This window comes from Brachyspira pilosicoli (assembly GCF_036997485.1).
Classification (GTDB): Bacteria; Spirochaetota; Brachyspiria; order Brachyspirales; family Brachyspiraceae; genus Brachyspira; species Brachyspira pilosicoli_C.
The window spans coordinates 1,075,383-1,092,451 of the sequence record NZ_JAWLPU010000001.1 but is presented as its reverse complement, the minus strand read 5'-3'; the positions used below and the strand labels follow the sequence as shown (position 1 = coordinate 1,092,451).

16 protein-coding genes are annotated in these 17,069 nt (G+C 30.0%); 13 read left to right on the top strand and 3 right to left on the bottom strand.

The annotated features are described in order from the left end of the window. Positions 1-59: 59 nt before the first annotated feature. The 11 genes from R4I97_RS04930 to R4I97_RS04880 all read left to right on the top strand — a co-directional run bounded on the left by R4I97_RS04930 (position 60) and on the right by R4I97_RS04880 (position 9,887). A complete protein-coding gene (locus R4I97_RS04930; protein WP_335783968.1) occupies positions 60-710 on the top strand; it encodes an amino acid ABC transporter permease in 651 nt (216 codons plus the stop codon). After that, positions 694-1,452: an amino acid ABC transporter ATP-binding protein gene (locus R4I97_RS04925; protein WP_335783967.1), complete on the top strand. Its 759-nt coding sequence runs from the start codon at positions 694-696 to the stop codon at positions 1,450-1,452. Before R4I97_RS04930 ends, R4I97_RS04925 begins: the two co-directional genes overlap by 17 nt. An 85-nt stretch (positions 1,453-1,537) precedes the next feature. After that, a complete protein-coding gene (locus tag R4I97_RS04920) occupies positions 1,538-3,277 on the top strand; it encodes a sulfatase (protein ID WP_335783966.1) in 1,740 nt (579 codons plus the stop codon). Between the two features lie 188 nt (positions 3,278-3,465). Continuing rightward, a complete protein-coding gene (locus R4I97_RS04915) occupies positions 3,466-3,702 on the top strand; it encodes a 4Fe-4S dicluster domain-containing protein (protein ID WP_295297498.1) in 237 nt (78 codons plus the stop codon). Continuing rightward, on the top strand, positions 3,702-4,757 hold the full coding sequence (gene vorB, locus R4I97_RS04910) for a 3-methyl-2-oxobutanoate dehydrogenase subunit VorB (protein ID WP_335783965.1): 1,056 nt from the start codon (positions 3,702-3,704) through the stop codon (positions 4,755-4,757). The genes R4I97_RS04915 and vorB overlap by 1 nt, the downstream gene beginning before the upstream one ends. Next, complete coding sequence (locus tag R4I97_RS04905; protein ID WP_335783964.1) at positions 4,754-5,488, top strand: thiamine pyrophosphate-dependent enzyme; 735 nt, start codon at positions 4,754-4,756, stop codon at positions 5,486-5,488. Before vorB ends, R4I97_RS04905 begins: the two co-directional genes overlap by 4 nt. Positions 5,489-5,509: 21 nt before the next feature. Beyond that, positions 5,510-6,064, top strand: a complete 555-nt coding sequence (locus R4I97_RS04900) for a 2-oxoacid:acceptor oxidoreductase family protein (RefSeq protein ID WP_335783963.1) — start codon at positions 5,510-5,512, stop codon at positions 6,062-6,064. Between the two features lie 272 nt (positions 6,065-6,336). Next, on the top strand, positions 6,337-7,689 hold the full coding sequence (locus R4I97_RS04895) for an aspartate kinase (RefSeq protein WP_335783962.1): 1,353 nt from the start codon (positions 6,337-6,339) through the stop codon (positions 7,687-7,689). Positions 7,690-7,713: 24 nt separating this feature from the next. Next, the gene (locus tag R4I97_RS04890; RefSeq protein WP_335783961.1) at positions 7,714-8,208 is read left to right on the top strand and encodes a DUF4234 domain-containing protein; all 495 of its coding nucleotides are present in this window, start codon (positions 7,714-7,716) and stop codon (positions 8,206-8,208) included. Positions 8,209-8,263: 55 nt separating this feature from the next. Continuing rightward, positions 8,264-8,692 (top strand): PepSY-like domain-containing protein, encoded by a 429-nt coding sequence (locus R4I97_RS04885; protein ID WP_335783960.1) that lies wholly within the window; start codon positions 8,264-8,266, stop codon positions 8,690-8,692. A gap of 82 nt (positions 8,693-8,774) precedes the next feature. After that, the gene (locus R4I97_RS04880; protein WP_335783959.1) at positions 8,775-9,887 is read left to right on the top strand and encodes an MGDG synthase family glycosyltransferase; all 1,113 of its coding nucleotides are present in this window, start codon (positions 8,775-8,777) and stop codon (positions 9,885-9,887) included. Here the strand turns inward: R4I97_RS04880 and R4I97_RS04875 are convergent. The 3 genes from R4I97_RS04875 to R4I97_RS04865 all read right to left on the bottom strand — a co-directional run bounded on the left by R4I97_RS04875 (position 9,884) and on the right by R4I97_RS04865 (position 13,380). Then, positions 9,884-10,306, bottom strand: coding sequence for a PepSY-like domain-containing protein (locus R4I97_RS04875; protein WP_335783958.1), 423 nt, complete (start codon positions 10,304-10,306; stop codon positions 9,884-9,886). The genes R4I97_RS04880 and R4I97_RS04875 overlap by 4 nt on opposite strands. Before the next feature lie 49 nt (positions 10,307-10,355). Continuing rightward, complete coding sequence (locus R4I97_RS04870) at positions 10,356-11,471, bottom strand: hypothetical protein (RefSeq protein ID WP_335783957.1); 1,116 nt, start codon at positions 11,469-11,471, stop codon at positions 10,356-10,358. Positions 11,472-11,538: 67 nt separating this feature from the next. Next, complete coding sequence (locus R4I97_RS04865; RefSeq protein WP_335783956.1) at positions 11,539-13,380, bottom strand: methyl-accepting chemotaxis protein; 1,842 nt, start codon at positions 13,378-13,380, stop codon at positions 11,539-11,541. A gap of 243 nt (positions 13,381-13,623) precedes the next feature. Between R4I97_RS04865 and R4I97_RS04860 the strand changes: the two genes are divergently transcribed. Both R4I97_RS04860 and R4I97_RS04855 read left to right on the top strand, forming a co-directional pair. Beyond that, complete coding sequence (locus tag R4I97_RS04860) at positions 13,624-14,655, top strand: 2-oxoacid:acceptor oxidoreductase family protein (RefSeq protein ID WP_219708522.1); 1,032 nt, start codon at positions 13,624-13,626, stop codon at positions 14,653-14,655. Between the two features lie 14 nt (positions 14,656-14,669). Continuing rightward, positions 14,670-16,934: a thiamine pyrophosphate-dependent enzyme gene (locus R4I97_RS04855; RefSeq protein ID WP_335783955.1), complete on the top strand. Its 2,265-nt coding sequence runs from the start codon at positions 14,670-14,672 to the stop codon at positions 16,932-16,934. Positions 16,935-17,069 lie beyond the last annotated feature (135 nt).

Below are 17,069 nucleotides of genomic sequence, written 5' to 3'. Positions count from 1 at the left end.
GCATTATACTATTATTAATAGTATTACTATAAATATTTTTTATTATAAAGTTTTGTTATATGGAATACATAATATCTACAACCATTTATTTATTGAAAGGCACATATGTTACAATAAGCCTTTATTTAGTTACTGCTATATTCTCAATGCCATTATCTATCATTTTTGCGGCATTACAATTTAGTGCGCCCAAATTTATTAGATATGTTTTTGATATTTATGCTTGGCTTTTTAGGGGTACTCCTTTAATACTCCAGCTAATATTTTTTTATTATGGTATTCCTCTTATCACCAACAATAAAATAGCTTTTCCAGCATTTACCTCTGCAGCTATTACTTTTATTCTTAATTATGCAGCTTATCTTATGGAGATATTTAGAGCGGGTATAGAGAGTATAGATAAAGGACAATATGAGGCAGCTTATGTACTTAATTTGAATTACAGACAAATAATGACAAGGATCATACTTCCGCAGGCTATAAGAAAAGTATTGCCTCCTCTTTCAAATGAAGCTATTAACCTAATAAAAGATACATCATTAGTAATAGTTCTTGGAATAGGCGACTTAATGCTTTATGCAAGACAAGTTTTAACTAGAGATTTTAAACTTATACCTTTTGTAATAGCAGGAATAATATATTTGTTGTTTACATTTGTTATAGTTGTTCTTTTTAGAAATTTGGAGAAGAAATATGTCATTAGAAGCTAATTTAAAAGTTGTTGACTTAAAAAAGAGATATAAAGATTCTGCTGCAGTTAATGGTGTAAGCTTTACAGTAAATAAAGGAGATATAGTTTCTATTATAGGTCCATCTGGTGCGGGAAAGAGTTCTCTTCTTAGAAATATTATACAAATAGATAGGCCTGATTCTGGAGAAGTTTATATAGATAATGAACCTTTGTTTTCAAATAACCTTACTATCTCTAAAGAAGATTTTATAAAGAGAAAAGAAAAGATAGGAATGATATTTCAGCACTTTAATTTGTTTCACCACAAAACAGCTTTAGAAAATATTATAGAAGCACCAATCATTGTAAAGAAACAAAACAAAGATGAAGCAATAGAAGAAGGGTTAAAGTTACTCGATATGGTTGGTCTTAAAGATAAAAGAGACAGTTACCCGAGTGAACTTTCCGGAGGTCAAAAGCAGCGTGTTGCAATAGCAAGAGCTTTAGCAATGAAGCCTGAGGTACTTTTATGCGATGAGCCTACTTCCGCCTTGGACCCTGAACTTATAGGCGAGGTTTTAACCGTACTTAAAGGACTTGCCGAAGAAAAAATGACTATGATTATTGTAAGCCACGAGATTAGTTTTGTAAAAGAGCTTTCTACAAATATAGCATTCATGGATAGAGGCAAAATCATTGCTATGGATAATTCTGAAAACTTCTTTAATAATCAAAATAATGAAAGAATTAAAGAGTTTTTAAGCAAAATATTTCATAATTAATTTACATATATTGAATAAAAAATATTTTAATATATAATCTTCAAAATATAGTATAATAGTGTTTAGATAATAGTGTATAATAAATATGAAAAATAACTTTTATTTTATTTCCTTTTTTATAATATTAATATTGTATTTTTTATTAATAGATTTTTTATTTCCATTTATGTCTTTAGGAAATTTCGAGTTTCATGTAATTGATATAATATATGTTTATTGGTTTTCTGTAATAGCATATAATATATGTGATTATATTAACCCTAAAAAGAGGCTTATAATATCATATTCTTTTGTTGTAGTTTCAGTATTCTCTTTTTTTAGTATAGAGCCTTTGGGTATTTCCGTAGTTACAAAACCTTTGTTTTTTACAGATATGCCTGATTTATACCCATCATTAATAGAAGTTGTACCATTATATTTGCAAATTATCACTATATCTGCTACTGTGCTTTATTTTTCTTTGCTTATAGCTTTTGCTTTATATTTTATATATAGATTATATAAGATGTATAAAATAAAAAGAGTAAAATCTATTTCTTTAATAGTGATTGTTATATTAACAACATACTTATCATTTTTTAGACCTGTAAAGATTAATTCTATTTATGCGAATTATTTTGATATAGCAAATAGCAAAGGAATAATAAACACAATAAGCCATAGAATATCTTTTGATAGAGAATATAATAATATAGAATGTAATCTTAATGATGTAAGAGATGCTATTAATTTATTAAGCGAAAGAAACATAGATGTATCAGAATTAATAATGCCATATAGCAACAATACAGTTACAAATAGAAGCGTATTTTTAATATATTTAGAATCTTTTTATGATTATAGCCATTTTGAAAGTTTGTTTGACAAAGATCCTTTTCCAGAGGAATATAGAAAGTGGGCTAAAGCTTCATCTAAAGTTGGTCCTAATGATGGAAATGGAAGTTTATTTGCAAGGTTGTCTGGCTTAACAGGCAGTTCGCCTATATTTCCAAAAAAGCCTGATTCTACTATCATCACTAAAACTCTTCCATTTTTGTTTAGAGATAAAGGGTACAAAGTAATAGCTTTAGAGGAATCTGGAGTTACTTATTATTTAGATAAATTGTTTCCTGATATTGGAGTTGAAAAAACAGTATTTAATTTAGGGATTACAAATATAAAAAACTATATTAAAAATAATATTTCAGAAGGTAGTGTTTTTGTTACAGGCTTTACATTTTTAGGTCATGCTAATACACATATAAAAAATGATTTAAATTTTGTTTCAAACAATCAAAGATTCATGAGAAAAATAGACAAAAAAAATAGAGCTGTTTTGGTAGAAACTCTTGAAAACTCAGCAATGACGGCAATAGATATAATAAAAACAAAAGATATTATATTAGAGAAATACCCAGATGCCATAATCATATTTAAGCATGACCATTTATATCCATATCTAAAAAATATTATATACAACTCTTCTATAGATGAAAGCATAAAATTATCGTTTTTAAGTTCATATACAGTAAACCCGCTTCTTATATGGAATGGACAAGACGGACCTTACAAATTGGAAGATGGATTCCCTCCGGAAAATATTCCTATGTTTATAGCTGTTAATACTAAGCTTGATTATACAAATAGTTTAATATCACTTTTATTTAAAGAAAATACTGATAATATTATAAGTTTTTACAACGGTTTTTATAGTAATAGTTATGGTAATATAAAACGTATAGAAGTTAATAAAAATAGTTTATCATATAAATATAATTATGCTCAAAGAGTTATATCAGAAGACATATTTAGAGAAAACAAATATTTTAATTCACTAATAGACTAATAATTAGATATTTATTACTATAATTAATAGTTATATATTATCATTCATAAATTTTTATTAATCGCTTAAAATAATATTCAATATTTTGACAAACATTATTTTTTTAATATACTAATTATAGGTAAATAAATTTTGTATTAAAAGTATAGTCAATTATTATAATTTTTTTAAAAAATAATGGAGGTAATATGGCTAAAGGTCGTGTTATTATTGATAGCGAACAATGCAAGGGTTGTTCAAATTGCGTATCTGTATGTCCTACCAAGATATTATATTTAGATAAGGAGAATATGAATTCTTGGGGGTATTATCCTGCAGCGGTTACAGATATGGATAAATGTATAGGCTGTGCTAACTGTGCCATGATGTGCCCAGATATATGTATAAAAGTAGAGAGACTTGATGAGAAGAAGGAGGGTAAATAATGGCTAGAAGTTTGATGAAAGGTAATGAGGCTATGGCTGCTGCGGCTATTGCTGCTGGATGCAAATGTTTTTTTGGATATCCTATTACACCGCAAAATGAGATACCAGAATTTATGTCTAAAGCTATGTATGAGTCAGGAGGAGCTTTTGTACAAGCAGAAAGCGAAATAGCTGCTATTAATATGGTTTATGGTGCTGGTGGAGCTGGCGTGCGTGCTATGACATCATCATCATCACCTGGAATAGCTTTAAAACAGGAGGGTATATCATATTTAGCTGGAGCCGAGATTCCTGCTGTTATACTTAATGTTATGCGCGGCGGTCCAGGTCTTGGAAGCATACAGCCTGCTCAGAGTGATTATAATATGATGACTAGAGGCGGCGGAGACGGTGATTATAATTGCCCTGTTTTAGCTCCTGCAAATTTACAAGAAGCAGCAGACATGATTATGGAAGCTTTTGATATGGCTGACCATTATAGAACACCTGTTTATGTGGCTGCTGATGGATTTATTGGGCAGATGATGGAGCCTGTAGAAATTATATATAAACCTAAATATGAATTAAAAGAGAAAACTTGGGCTGCTAATGGAACAAGAGGAAAAAGAGAAAAAAACATTGTTAATTCACTTTATTTAGAGCCTGAATTACTTTATCAACATAACATACATCTTCAAGAAAAATATAACGAAATAAAAGAAAAAGAAGCAAGAGCTGAAAATTATAAAACAGATGATGCAGATGTTATACTTGTTTCTTACGGCACTATGTCTAGGGTTGTGAGGGGCGTTGTTGATACATTCAGAGCTGAAGGCAAAAAAGTAGGCATGATTCGCCCGCAAACTTTATGGCCTTTCCCTGTAAAAGCATTTAATAATCCTAATTGTAAATTATATGTTTCTGTAGAGATGAGTATGGGGCAGATGATTGATGATATTAAGCTTGCTATTGAATGTAAAGCGCCTGTTAAGTTTTTTGGTAAAGCTGGCGGATTAGTTCCTGCAGCTTATGAGATTATAGAGCATGTTAGAGAGTTTGCAGGAGGTATTTTATGATAGTATTTGAAAAATCTAAGGGGCTTACTGATAGCAGGACACATTATTGCCCAGGTTGTATGCATGGGACATCACAAAGAATAATAGCCGAATGCTTAGAGGAACTGGGAGTATTAGACAGGGCTGTTGGTATAGCTTCTGTAGGATGTTCTGTACTTGCTTATAAATATTTTAATTGCGATACGCAGCAAGCGGCACATGGAAGGGCTCCTGCTGTTGCTACTGGAGTAAAGAGAGCTGTTCCAGACAGCGTGGTGTTTACGCTTCAAGGCGATGGAGATTTAGCTGCTATTGGCACTGCTGAGATAGTGCATGCTGCAGCACGCGGTGAAAACATCACTGTTATTTTCCTAAATAATGCTATTTATGGTATGACCGGCGGACAGATGGCTCCTACAACTCTTGAAGGTCAAAAAACTACTACCACTCAAGCTGGAAGAGATTTTCACAGAGCTGGCAAGCCTATAAGAGTTTGTGAGATGCTTGCTACTATTGAAGGAGCTACTTTTGTTGAGAGAGTTGCTTTGGATAGTCCGGCAAATATTAGAAAGGCTAAAATGGCTACTAAAAAGGCTTTTGAAAATCAGATTGCTGGAAAGGGATTCTCTATAGTAGAAATGCTTACAAGCTGTACTACTAACTGGGGCATATCTCCAACCGATGCACATAAATGGATAAGAGATTATTTAATTCCTCATTATCCGCTTGGCAATTTTAGAAATGATGGTTAAAAAATAAGGAGGTATCCATATATGAGTACAGAAAGATTAATTTTTGCTGGTTTTGGCGGGCAGGGTGTTATGTCTATGGGACAGATGATTGCTTATGCAGGTATGATAGAAAATAAGCATGTTACTTGGTGTCCTTCTTATGGACCTGAGATGCGCGGAGGTACGGCTAACTGTTCTGTGGTTGTGAGTGATGAACTTGTTGGCTCTCCTATTGTTTCACATGATGCTACTGCTGCTGTGATAATGAACCTACCTTCTTTAACTAAATTTGAAAAAGATGTTCTTCCTAATGGAGTTCTTCTTATTAACTCTTCTCTAATAGAAAAAAAAGCTTCAAGAAATGATGTTCGCGTTGCTTATGTGGAAGCTAATAAGATAGCAGGAGATATTGGTAACCCTAAGGCTGCTAATATGGTTATGCTTGGTGCTTTGCTTACACTTCAGAATATTGTTTCTTTTGACAGTATTCAACAAGCTTTCTTAAAAGTATTTGGTGAGAGAAAAAAAGAGTTTTTGCCTGGAAATGAAAAGGCTTTGAATGCAGGACGTGATGCTGTTAAAAGTTTGATTTCTTAAAATTTAAACAATTATTAAATATTAAAAAAGCTCTGTTGATATTTGTCGCAGAGCTTTTATTTATTTTAATTAATTTTATAACTATTTTTTATAGTGCCTATATATCACTTTATATAACTATCTTTATAAAAAAACATAACTAAATTTCAAAAAATAATAATTTTTTAATATAAAATTTACTATTTTAATTAATTTTATACTCTGATAATTGAATAAAAAATATATTTATGTTATTATATGTAGAAATATTTTGTATTTTTATGGAGTATATTATGAAAGTTGCAAAATTCGGGGGCTCTTCGCTTGCTAATGCTGTACAAATAAAAAAAGTTGTAGATATAATTTTATCTGATAAAGATAGAAGAATAGTTGTAGTTTCTGCACCAGGTAAAAGAGTGAAAGAAGATACTAAAGTTACAGATTTGCTTATAGCACTTGCCGATGCAATACTTGCTGGAAAAGATGGTAATCATGAATTAAAAATAATCTTAGAAAGATTTAAAAATATAATAGATGATTTAGGCCTATCCCATTCACTTTTAGAAGAGATTGACAGTGACATAAAAAAAAGAATATCAGAAGATAAAAGTATCCCTACAAAGTTTACAGATGGAGTTAAAGCACTTGGAGAAGATATTAATGCTAAAGTGGTAGCTTCATATATCAATAGTTTGGGAGTAGAAGCCAAATATGTTAACCCTAAAGATGCTGGATTATTATTATCTGAAGAGTTTGGAAATGCTACTGTACTCGATGTCTCTTACAATAATCTTTCCAAATTAAAAGATGAAAGTGCTATAGTAGTTTTCCCGGGATTTTTTGGATATACTAAGAAAGGTGATGTTGTAACTTTCCCAAGAGGCGGAAGCGATATTACAGGCTCCATACTTGCTAAAGCCGTAAATGCTGAAGTATATGAAAACTTTACTGATGTAGATGGTGTTTTGGCTGCCTCTCCTAGTATAGTGGATAATCCTAAACTTATAGATGAGTTTACATATAGAGAGATGAGAGAACTTAGCTATGGCGGTTTTAATGTTCTTCATGCAGAGGCACTCCAGCCTGTTTATGAGGCTAACATACCTGTTCATATACTTAATACTAATAACACAGCATCAAAAGGAACTAAAATAGTTGCAAAAAGAGATAAATTAAAGAATCCTGTGGTTGGCATTTCTGGAGAATCTGATTTCTCTTGTCTTTATGTTAGTAAATATCTTATGAATAGAGAAGTTGGCTTTGGAAGAAAATTATTAGGAATAATAGAAGATGAAGGAATACCATATCAGCACGCTCCTTCTGGAATAGATAATATATCTGTAATAGTTAGAGGCTCTACTTTAACAGAAGAGAAAGAGAAACGCATTTATGAAAGAGTTCGTGATGAGCTTAATGTAGATAATGTATTTTTTGATAATGAATTGGCTTTAATAATGCTTGTTGGAGAGGGTATGCAGGAGGTTGTTGGTATATCTGCTAAGGCTATGAATGCTATTGAAAAAGCTAATGTTAATATTGAAATGCTTAACCAAAGTATTAGTGAAGCTAGTATTATGATAGGTGTAAAAGAGAAAGATTTAAATAAGGCCATTAATGCTTTATATAAAGCTTTTTTTAATGAATAATTAGCAGTTTATAAATATGTATTTATGAAAAAAGGTACTGTTTTACAAATTCCTATGCTTCTTATGCTAAATATAGCCAGCTGTGGATTATTTTATTATTATTGGATATATAAAACTTCAAAAGAAATAAAAGATTTCACAGGTAAAGAAGATATTAACCCTTTGATTGAAGTATTGTTGGGATTTTTTACTTGCGGACTTTATTTTAAGTATTGGTATTACAAATATGGTAAGATAGTTTATAAAGAAATACCTGCTCAAGTCGGTATGAATAATACTGAAGATAAAACGGTTATGATAGTTTTAATAGATATTGTTATTTTTATTGCTTTATTTTTAAATATAATATTTAGTGCTATTATTTTTGCTATAAGTGCTAATTATATAGATGATGATATTGATAGAATTTTTGCTATTTTAAGAGTTATACCTTTTAGTTTTATATATATAATAAATGCATCTTCTCTTATTTTGCAAGATAAACTTAATAATATTTGGAAAAAAGCATATACAATATAACAAATATTTTATTATATTATAATTAGTAATATATAAAATATAGAGAAAATTAATAATGAAAAAGCTTTATTTATTTTTATTGTCTTTAAGTTTTTTTAGCTCTGGTTATTTATATTTTTATGATGATAGTAATTTTACTATGATACCTTATGAAAGGCTTCCTGATATTTCAAAAGAATTTATAGAAAATAATTTTAATACTTATACTGTTCATAACACTATGATGAGCCATCATTATATAGTTGTATTTAAAGGCGGAAGTTCTATTCAATTTAATTTTAAAGGAGAATGGATTAATATTATAGGCAATAGAAATATAATAACATTTGAAACAGCAAGTAAGTTTATACCTTCAAATATTATAAATACTATAAAATCAAAATATAGTAAAATAAACTCAATATATAAAAAATCTAAAGGATATCAATTTAAAGTTGATGATGGGAAAATAGTATTTTTTGACAATGAAGGAAATAGGATTTGAAAACTATTTGATGATTAGATTGACAAAAGATTTCATTTTATTATAATATATCTATGAATATTACAGTTATAGAAGGAAAAAAATGAAAAAGATACTTATAATATCATCAGAATATACAGGTCACGGTCATAAGAGTGTACATACAGCACTTATTCAGGGTTTTGAAAAATTATATAAAGATAGTATCGAAATAAAAGTAATAAACGGTTTTACTTTGGGAGGACCTGATTTATTAGCTGCTGAGAGACTTTATAATCAGTGTGTAAAATATTTTCCTAAACTTTGGGAGAAAATTTTTAAGTTTTCATTTAAAAATAAAGATTTTATTAACAGAAATAATTCTATAACAATTAAGAGAAGTTTCTTAAAAATTTATAAACAATATAAACCTGATTTAATTTTAAATGTTCACCCTCTTTTTAGCGGAAGCTTATTAAATATAATAGAAAAAAAGAAATTAGATGTAAAGTTTTTCATACTCATTACAGACTTAATAACTATAACAAGAATATGGTTTGATAATAGAGCAGACAAAATTATAAGCCCATCTAAAGAGGCTACAGAATATATGATAAAAAACGGTATAGACAGAGAAAAGGTTATTACATTTGGACTTCCTGTAAGAAATGGTTTTGATGCTCCTTTTACGAGTAAGGAAGAGATTATTAAAAATACAAATATTACAGATAAATTAAAAATATTAATACTTAATAATTCTGAAAAAACTAAAAGACTTTTATATATAATAAAAAATCTTTACAGCAGATATAATTGCGAAGTTACAATAGTATGCGGAAGAAATAAGCGTACATACAATAAAATAAATAAATTTTATTCATCAAGAAGTTATAGTCCTCAGATAATAGGTTATACACAAGACATACCAAAACTTTTTCATAGTAATGATATATTAATAACAAGATCAGGTCCTACAGCAATAATAGAGGCAGTTAATTGCATCATTCCAATAGTATCTATGGGGGCTTTACCAGGTCAGGAAGAGGAAAATCCTATTTATATACAGCAAAATGGTTTAGGTTTAGATTCAAAATCTACAGATGATATATTCAATAAAATAGACTTACTTATTGCTAATAATAGAGAAAAGCTTGTAAAAATGAGAGAAGCACAATTTGATTATTATGGCAGAAATGTTAGAGATGATATTGTTAAATATTTAGCAGATAATATTTAATCTCTACCGCCTTTTGTAATATTGCCGTCAAAGTCTATAGTAATTTTTCTTCTGCTTTTAAATTGTATTTTATATTCTTTAGTCTTTTTCTGTATATATACTACTTTTTCATCTGGAAATTCTTTTTTTACAGTATTTTTTATTTTATCTTCTATATAATCTATAGATATTTCATCTCCGCCGCCGCTTATAGTATGCCAGTCGCCATTAAAGTTTACATATATTTTTAACCCGCCTTTGAATATTAAAACATATCCCCCAGATGATTTAGCCGCTCTATATAGATAATAATCTGAGAAATATTTGTCAGCAAACATTATGGAGCTTTTTGGAACCTCACTTATTGCAATAGATTGACAATATCCATAAGATGTTATGATTATTGATAATGCAAGAACAATATATATTATTTTTTTCATTATTAGCACCTCCATAAAATAATATTATATATTATAAATAAAATACTTACTATAGTTTTACATTTCCAGCAATATAGTATCTTCCGTCTGTAGCACCTTGGAAACCAACATTAAACTCTGCAGGACCGGCTTTAAATTTCCCAAATATAGCATATTCTAAATAAAGTTTAGCATCTTTATCTTTTATATGCACCATTTCTCTCAAGGCAATATTGAGCATATACCATTCAAATCCTTGTTCTAATCTTATATAATGAGCATCATTTTCTCTCCAAGTATATTCAGCAATAGCATTAAGCCAAATAGTTTCATTCATAAGAGGGAATCTGAAAGTGGCAGAAGCCTGAACAAGAGAATCAAATAATGTTATATGATAATTTTGAGGCTCTCTTCTGTTTTCATGCTCATAAAGAAATCTAAACTCTATATTTGGTATATTAAATCTTAATAATAATGCTTTTGGTATGCTATGTCTAAAATCTCCCTGCGAATATGCTATCTCATAATGGTTTCCTATAAACCCCACTCTCATTCCTGGACCATTTAATACTTGAGGTATATAATAATCAGGAGTATCTATATATGCTGGATTTTGTGTGGTGTCATAATAATGCGGTATAAGCATAAATGTTGTAGTATTAATATCAAAAGTTGCCTTTCCTCTTGCAGAAACTAATATTCTATCAACAAATACAGCCTGTACACCTCCATCATATAAACCTCCGTTTCCTCTTATATATGGATAATTTATCTCTGGATTATGTGTATCAAAGTATCCATAAGCTGTGATAAAACCTGTAAATTGTATATAATCATTATGAAAAGTTTGCCCAATGGTAGCAAAAGTATCCCTCATATTAAAAGTATTTACAGCGATTGCATAAGAGAAAGTTGAAACTAAATGAAATTCTAATGGATATTTCTCAAAGAAGCTTAAATTCGTATCATTTAGATTTGGCAAAGTTCTTTTATAATCATCTCTAAAATAGTCTGGTTTTATATATTGAGGAAGTTCATTGTTTCCCTCTCTTCCTATAAACATATCGAATGCATTGGGTAGTTTCGGCATTATTGCATTAGTATATGCTGTTTGTGCATTTAGAATTGAAGAAGCTATTATTATAATAAAACAAGAAAAAGTAAATAATTTTTTTATATTTTTCATAAATATGTCCAGATAACAAAATATTTTGATATTATATACATAAATATTTTATTGTCAATTTTAAAGATTAGGACATTTTGAAAAAATTCATAATCTCTTTTAATTGCTTTGCTTGTTCTAAAATTTCTTTTGATGATAATGCTGTCTCATCTACTAAAGAAACATTTTTATTAGTGATATCATCTATTTTTGATATAGATATATTTATATGTTCTATAGAAGTTTCTTGTTCTAATGCAGTTGTACTTATCTCATTCATTATTTTAGCAGTATTTTCTACTTTTGATTGTATATCATCAAATATTAATTTAGATTCTCTTGCTGTTTCTGCTGATTTATTAATTTTTTCATATATATTATCTATTAACAATGTTATATCTTTAGCTGAAGTTTGTGCATTTTGAGCTAAGTTTCTCACTTCAGAAGCTACAACAGAAAAACCTCTTCCATGTTCTCCTGCACGTGCTGCTTCTACAGAAGCATTTAATGCAAGTATATTAGTTTGAAAAGCTATATCTTCTATTGTTTTTGTAATGCTTTTAATTTTTTCACTATCTTCATAAACTTCTTCTATGTTTTTTGTAGTTTCTGATATGCTATTAGCACCATTTTCTACTGCTTCTTTAGACGATGCCATCATATTGTTTCCTTCTAAAGAATTTGATGTAGAAGTTTTTATTGTAGAAGCCATTTGATGTATTGCCGATGATGTTTCTTCCAAACTGCTTGCCTGTTCTTCTGTTCTTCTTTCTAAATCACCACTTCCTCTTGATAATGTTAAAGCTGATTCATTAATTTTTTGCGAAGTATTATTAACTTTATTAATTATACTAGATAATGCATCTCTCATCTCTCTAAAAGAATCTGCTATCTCTCCTATTTCATTATTTTGGAATTTATGTTCTTCTAATATAAAATTCCCTTTTGACATATCTTTTGCTTCTTTTGCTACAATTTTTAAAGGCGAAATTTTTATTTTTGTATATAAATATCCTATTATATATGCAATAATAATTCCTATTATTCCAATAATAATTCCTGTAACTATTAATTGATTTTTATTTTGATTTAATATCTTATTCGGTATAGCAACAGCCAATTTCCAAGGAAGTGCATTAGCAGAGTAAAAGAAGCATGATTTTTCTACAGATGATTCTGTAAATGATAGATACCCTTCTTTTTCATTAATTATATTATTAAACTCTTTTGGAAATTCTTTCCCAATATTATCTAATAAATTATGCATTATAATATTTTTTTGATTAATAATAAAAATCCTTCTATCATTATCAAAATTATCCCCTATATTAATTAGCATCTCATCAACAACCTTAGACCAATCCAATATTACAAGCATAGCTCCCAAATAACTTTTATCAGTCCTTGAAAGTACAGGCGATATACAGCCTATAATCCATTTTCCATCATTATTTTTATATATATAATCTGATAATGTAGGTTTTTTAACATTATCAAATTTTTGCCACAGTTCTGGAAACAATTCAGATATTTTTTTACCAGTGATATTATCTCCTTTTGACGAACTATTTATAATAGTACTGTCTTTTTCTACCAATGATAAACTAATTACATAAGGATTCTTCGCCCCCATTAGCCCTAATACAGTAAGCATATTAGCCTCTGCTTCAACGTTTCTTTGTATCATATAATTAATTACGAATGACAATGAAGAATAAGTATCTGACAATACAAGCTGATTTTCAGACCAAGAGTTTATAAAAGTAGTATATCCTTTTACAGTAGTTTGAAAACCGTCATAAGTAGCTTTATCAATAGCTTTAGAAGACATTCTTACCAATGTAAAGATTGATATAAACAGCAATGAAGTAATAAATATATTAATTGCCATTGGGATTTGTATTGTTAGGCTTTTAAATTTATTTTTCATTTTATTAAACTCTCTATTATTTTATTTACATTTTACCTATATAGGGTATATGGTATTATAATTTTTTAGATATGTCAAACAAATTTTTATGTTTTTTATTTTCAAAGTTTTAAAAATATTTATACATATAATTGATAATATTTAATTTGACTTTTATATATTTTATAGTAAAATATATAGGTTGATATATAAGAATATTAACCCAAAAATCACATATTTTAATAATAAAAGGAGAATAAAACTGTGAAACTCCCAAAAGTCAATGATTTAGGATTTTTCGAGATCCGTCTCGAAAGTATCGGTGGAATGGGTGCTAATAGTGCTGGTAAGATGCTTGCAGAAGTAGGCGTTTTAACACAAGGTTTCTATGGTGCTGCATTCTCAAGTTATGGTTCAGAAAAGAAAGGTTCTCCAGTAAAATCTTTTGTAAGGTTTTCAGAAACTGAAGTTAGAGTAAACTCTACTGTAGAAGAACCACATGTAGTGGCAGTGTTCCACATGAATCTTCTTAAAAACCCTCTTACTTTAGCAGGTGTTAAAGAAGATGCTATTGTTATTTTTAACACTAATAAAACACCTGATGAGGCAAGAGATTTTGCTAAATTACATGGCGGTAAAGTAGTTTGTATTGATGCTATTAAAATTGCTAATGATTTAAAACTTCCTTCACAAGCTGCTAATACTATCATAATGGGTGCTATGGTTAATCAGCTTGATTTCATAGATTCTGCTAAGTTTGAAGAGCAAATCAGAAAACAATTCGGCGGAAGAAAGGCTGAATTAGTTGAGCCAAATATTGAAGCTTTCAGAAGAGGCGGAAGCGATTCTGTTGTTAAAGAATTCAAAGCTGACGGCAAATATCCTTACATACCTTATAAAAAACCAGAGCCTGTATATGGTAAGAATAACCAATTAACAGGCGGTTATATCAATGCTGCTGGTAACTCTACTTTAAAAGATTTACAAGTTACTCGTACTGGTAATATACCTGTATTCAATCCTGCTAACTGTATTGATTGTGCTAACTGTGAAGTTGTTTGTCCTGACCTTTGTATCGTTTGGGAAAAAGGACCAGACAGGAAAGACCCTAATAAAACAGCTATGAATATGATGGGTATTGATTATCAATATTGTAAAGGTTGTTTAAAATGCGTTAGAGCTTGCCCTAAAGGACCTTATTCTGGTAAATTTGAAAAAGATCAGCAGGCTTTAAGAATAGAAGTAGAAGCTAATTGTGATGTGGATAAACTTACATACAGACGTTATAAAAAATAATAAGGAGCGTATAAATGGCACAAAAATATAATCTTGCTGAGCAAGAAAACATACTTGAAAGTGGTAATGAATTAGCAGCCATTGCAGCCGCTCAAATCAATTATCACGTTATGGGTTACTACCCAATCACTCCATCTACTCAAATTGCTGAGTACTTAGATGAAATGAAAGCTAATGGCAGACACACTGTTTGCATGATTCCTGGTGACGGTGAACATGGTGCAGCTGGTATCTGTTATGGTGCTACTACTGCTGGCGGTAGAGTATTTAATGCTACTTCTGCTAACGGTTTACTTTTTGCTATGGAACAATTACCTGTTCAAGCTGGTACAAGATTCCCTATGGTATTAAATGTTGTAAACAGAACTGTTTCTGGTCCATTAGATATTAAATGTGACCAATCTGACGTTATGATGGCTCTTAACACTGGTTGGATCATCATTATGGCTCATACTACTCAGATGGTTTATGACTTCAATATATTTGCATTAAAAATTGCTGAGAAGGCTAAACTTCCTATCATTGTTTCTTCTGACGGATTCTTTACTTCTCACCAAAAGAAAAAAATTCACCTTTTCAAAAATGATAAAGATGTTCAAGATTTCTTAGGTAAATATACTCCTGAAGTTACTTCTGTTGAGCCTACTAAGAACCCTGTTACTATTGGGCCTTACATGAATGAAGACGAATTAACAGGCAGTAAATTACAGCTTTCTCAAGCTTTAGAAGATTCTAGAGCTATTATTGCTGAAGTATTTGAAGAGTTTGCTTCTCTTTCTGGAAGAAAATACTCTCCTATAGAAACTCATAATATGGAAGGAGCTGAAGTTGCTTTAATGCTTTGCGGTTCTTCTTATGAAACTGGTACTTTAGCTGTTGATGAAATGAGAAAAGCTAATCCTAATCTTAAAATAGGTGCTTTTGCTATCACTCAAATTCGTCCTTTCCCTGAAAAAGAATTACAAAAATTACTTGCTAATGTTAAAGTTGTTGTTGTAGGAGACAGACAAGATTCATACTCTGGTATGGGCGGTAATATGTCTACTGAGATTAGAGCTGCTCTAAAAAATGACCCTAACAACAAATCTTCTATTGTGAGCAGAGTTTATGGTCTTGGCGGTACTGAGTTTACTCTTGATAAAGCTAAAGAATTATTCGAATTAGGTTTAAAAGAATTAGCTAATCCTGGTTCTGTTGAAAAACACTCTTACTTAGAACAGTATATGGGTGACCCTAATGTTAAAATGAAACCTATTCATGAACCTCTTACTTTAGAGAGTCAAAAATCTGGTATCACTGTTACTATGAACGAACAAACTCATAAACTTGATGTTAAAGTTCCGCCTCTTAGAGAATTAACTGGTAAAGCTTATCGTTATGCTCAAGGTCATGGTGCTTGTAACGGTTGTGGTATCTTCTCTGGTATCAATACTTTCATGAAAGGTATAGAAGGTGCTGTTGTACTTTTGGTACATACTGGTTGTTCTATGGTTGTTACTACTGGTTATCCTTACAGCTCTTATAGAACTACTTATGTTCACAACTTGTTCCAAAACGGTGCTGCTACTCTTTCTGGTATCGTAGAAATGTATCATGAAAGAAAAAGAAGAGGAGAAATTGACGGACCAGAAGATCCTACTTTTATAATGGTTACTGGTGACGGTGGTCATGATATAGGTATGGGACCTTCTATTGGTGCTGCTATTAGAAATCACAAAATGATTATATTAGAATATGATAATGAAGGATACATGAACACTGGTAACCAATTATCATTCTCTACTCCATTAGGTCACAGAACTTCTACTTCTAACGTTGGTAAAGCTGAAGTTGGTAAACAATTCAACCACAAAGATGTTGCTCAAATATTTAATGGTTGTCACGTTCCTTATATTGCTACTGGCTGTGAAGCTTATCCTTTAGATTTAGTTAAAAAAGCTGCTAAAGCTCAATGGTATGCTAATAATGTTGGTACTGCTTTCGTTAAACTTCTTATCACTTGTCCATTAAACTGGAAAACTCCTGATGATATGGGTAAAGATATTATCAAAGCTGCTGTTGATTGCTGTTTCTTCCCATTATATGAAGTTGAACAAGGTATTACTACTATCACTAATATGGTAGCTGATGACAAAAAATTACCTGTTACTGAATGGTTAAAATTAATGGGTAAAACTAAACACCTTCTTAAACATCAAGATATTCTTGACAGATTCCAAGCTGAAGTTGACAGAAGATGGGCTAGAATTAAAGCTATGCATGAAAGTCCTGTTCTATAATAAATTAATAGCTTAGAACATAAATAAATATAACGGTTGTTAATAAAAATATTAGCAGCCGTTATTTTTTTGCATTTATCATTAAATACAAATTCTTGACAAAGCGGTATTATATGATAAAATTTTTTAGAAAAT

Bases quoted from the DNA above. Each gene is read 5' to 3' on its own strand.
- R4I97_RS04855 (WP_335783955.1), top strand. From the start codon at position 14,670: ATGGCACAAAAATATAATCTTGCTGAGCAAGAAAACATACTTGAAAGT.
- R4I97_RS04925 (WP_335783967.1), top strand. From the start codon at position 694: ATGTCATTAGAAGCTAATTTAAAAGTTGTTGACTTAAAAAAGAGATAT.
- R4I97_RS04875 (WP_335783958.1), bottom strand. From the start codon at position 10,306: ATGAAAAAAATAATATATATTGTTCTTGCATTATCAATAATCATAACA.
- vorB (WP_335783965.1), top strand. From the start codon at position 3,702: ATGGCTAGAAGTTTGATGAAAGGTAATGAGGCTATGGCTGCTGCGGCT.
- R4I97_RS04865 (WP_335783956.1), bottom strand. From the start codon at position 13,380: ATGAAAAATAAATTTAAAAGCCTAACAATACAAATCCCAATGGCAATT.
- R4I97_RS04870 (WP_335783957.1), bottom strand. From the start codon at position 11,471: ATGAAAAATATAAAAAAATTATTTACTTTTTCTTGTTTTATTATAATA.
- R4I97_RS04905 (WP_335783964.1), top strand. From the start codon at position 4,754: ATGATAGTATTTGAAAAATCTAAGGGGCTTACTGATAGCAGGACACAT.
- R4I97_RS04900 (WP_335783963.1), top strand. From the start codon at position 5,510: ATGAGTACAGAAAGATTAATTTTTGCTGGTTTTGGCGGGCAGGGTGTT.
- R4I97_RS04930 (WP_335783968.1), top strand. From the start codon at position 60: ATGGAATACATAATATCTACAACCATTTATTTATTGAAAGGCACATAT.
- R4I97_RS04880 (WP_335783959.1), top strand. From the start codon at position 8,775: ATGAAAAAGATACTTATAATATCATCAGAATATACAGGTCACGGTCAT.
- R4I97_RS04890 (WP_335783961.1), top strand. From the start codon at position 7,714: ATGAAAAAAGGTACTGTTTTACAAATTCCTATGCTTCTTATGCTAAAT.
- R4I97_RS04885 (WP_335783960.1), top strand. From the start codon at position 8,264: ATGAAAAAGCTTTATTTATTTTTATTGTCTTTAAGTTTTTTTAGCTCT.
- R4I97_RS04895 (WP_335783962.1), top strand. From the start codon at position 6,337: ATGAAAGTTGCAAAATTCGGGGGCTCTTCGCTTGCTAATGCTGTACAA.
- R4I97_RS04920 (WP_335783966.1), top strand. From the start codon at position 1,538: ATGAAAAATAACTTTTATTTTATTTCCTTTTTTATAATATTAATATTG.
- R4I97_RS04915 (WP_295297498.1), top strand. From the start codon at position 3,466: ATGGCTAAAGGTCGTGTTATTATTGATAGCGAACAATGCAAGGGTTGT.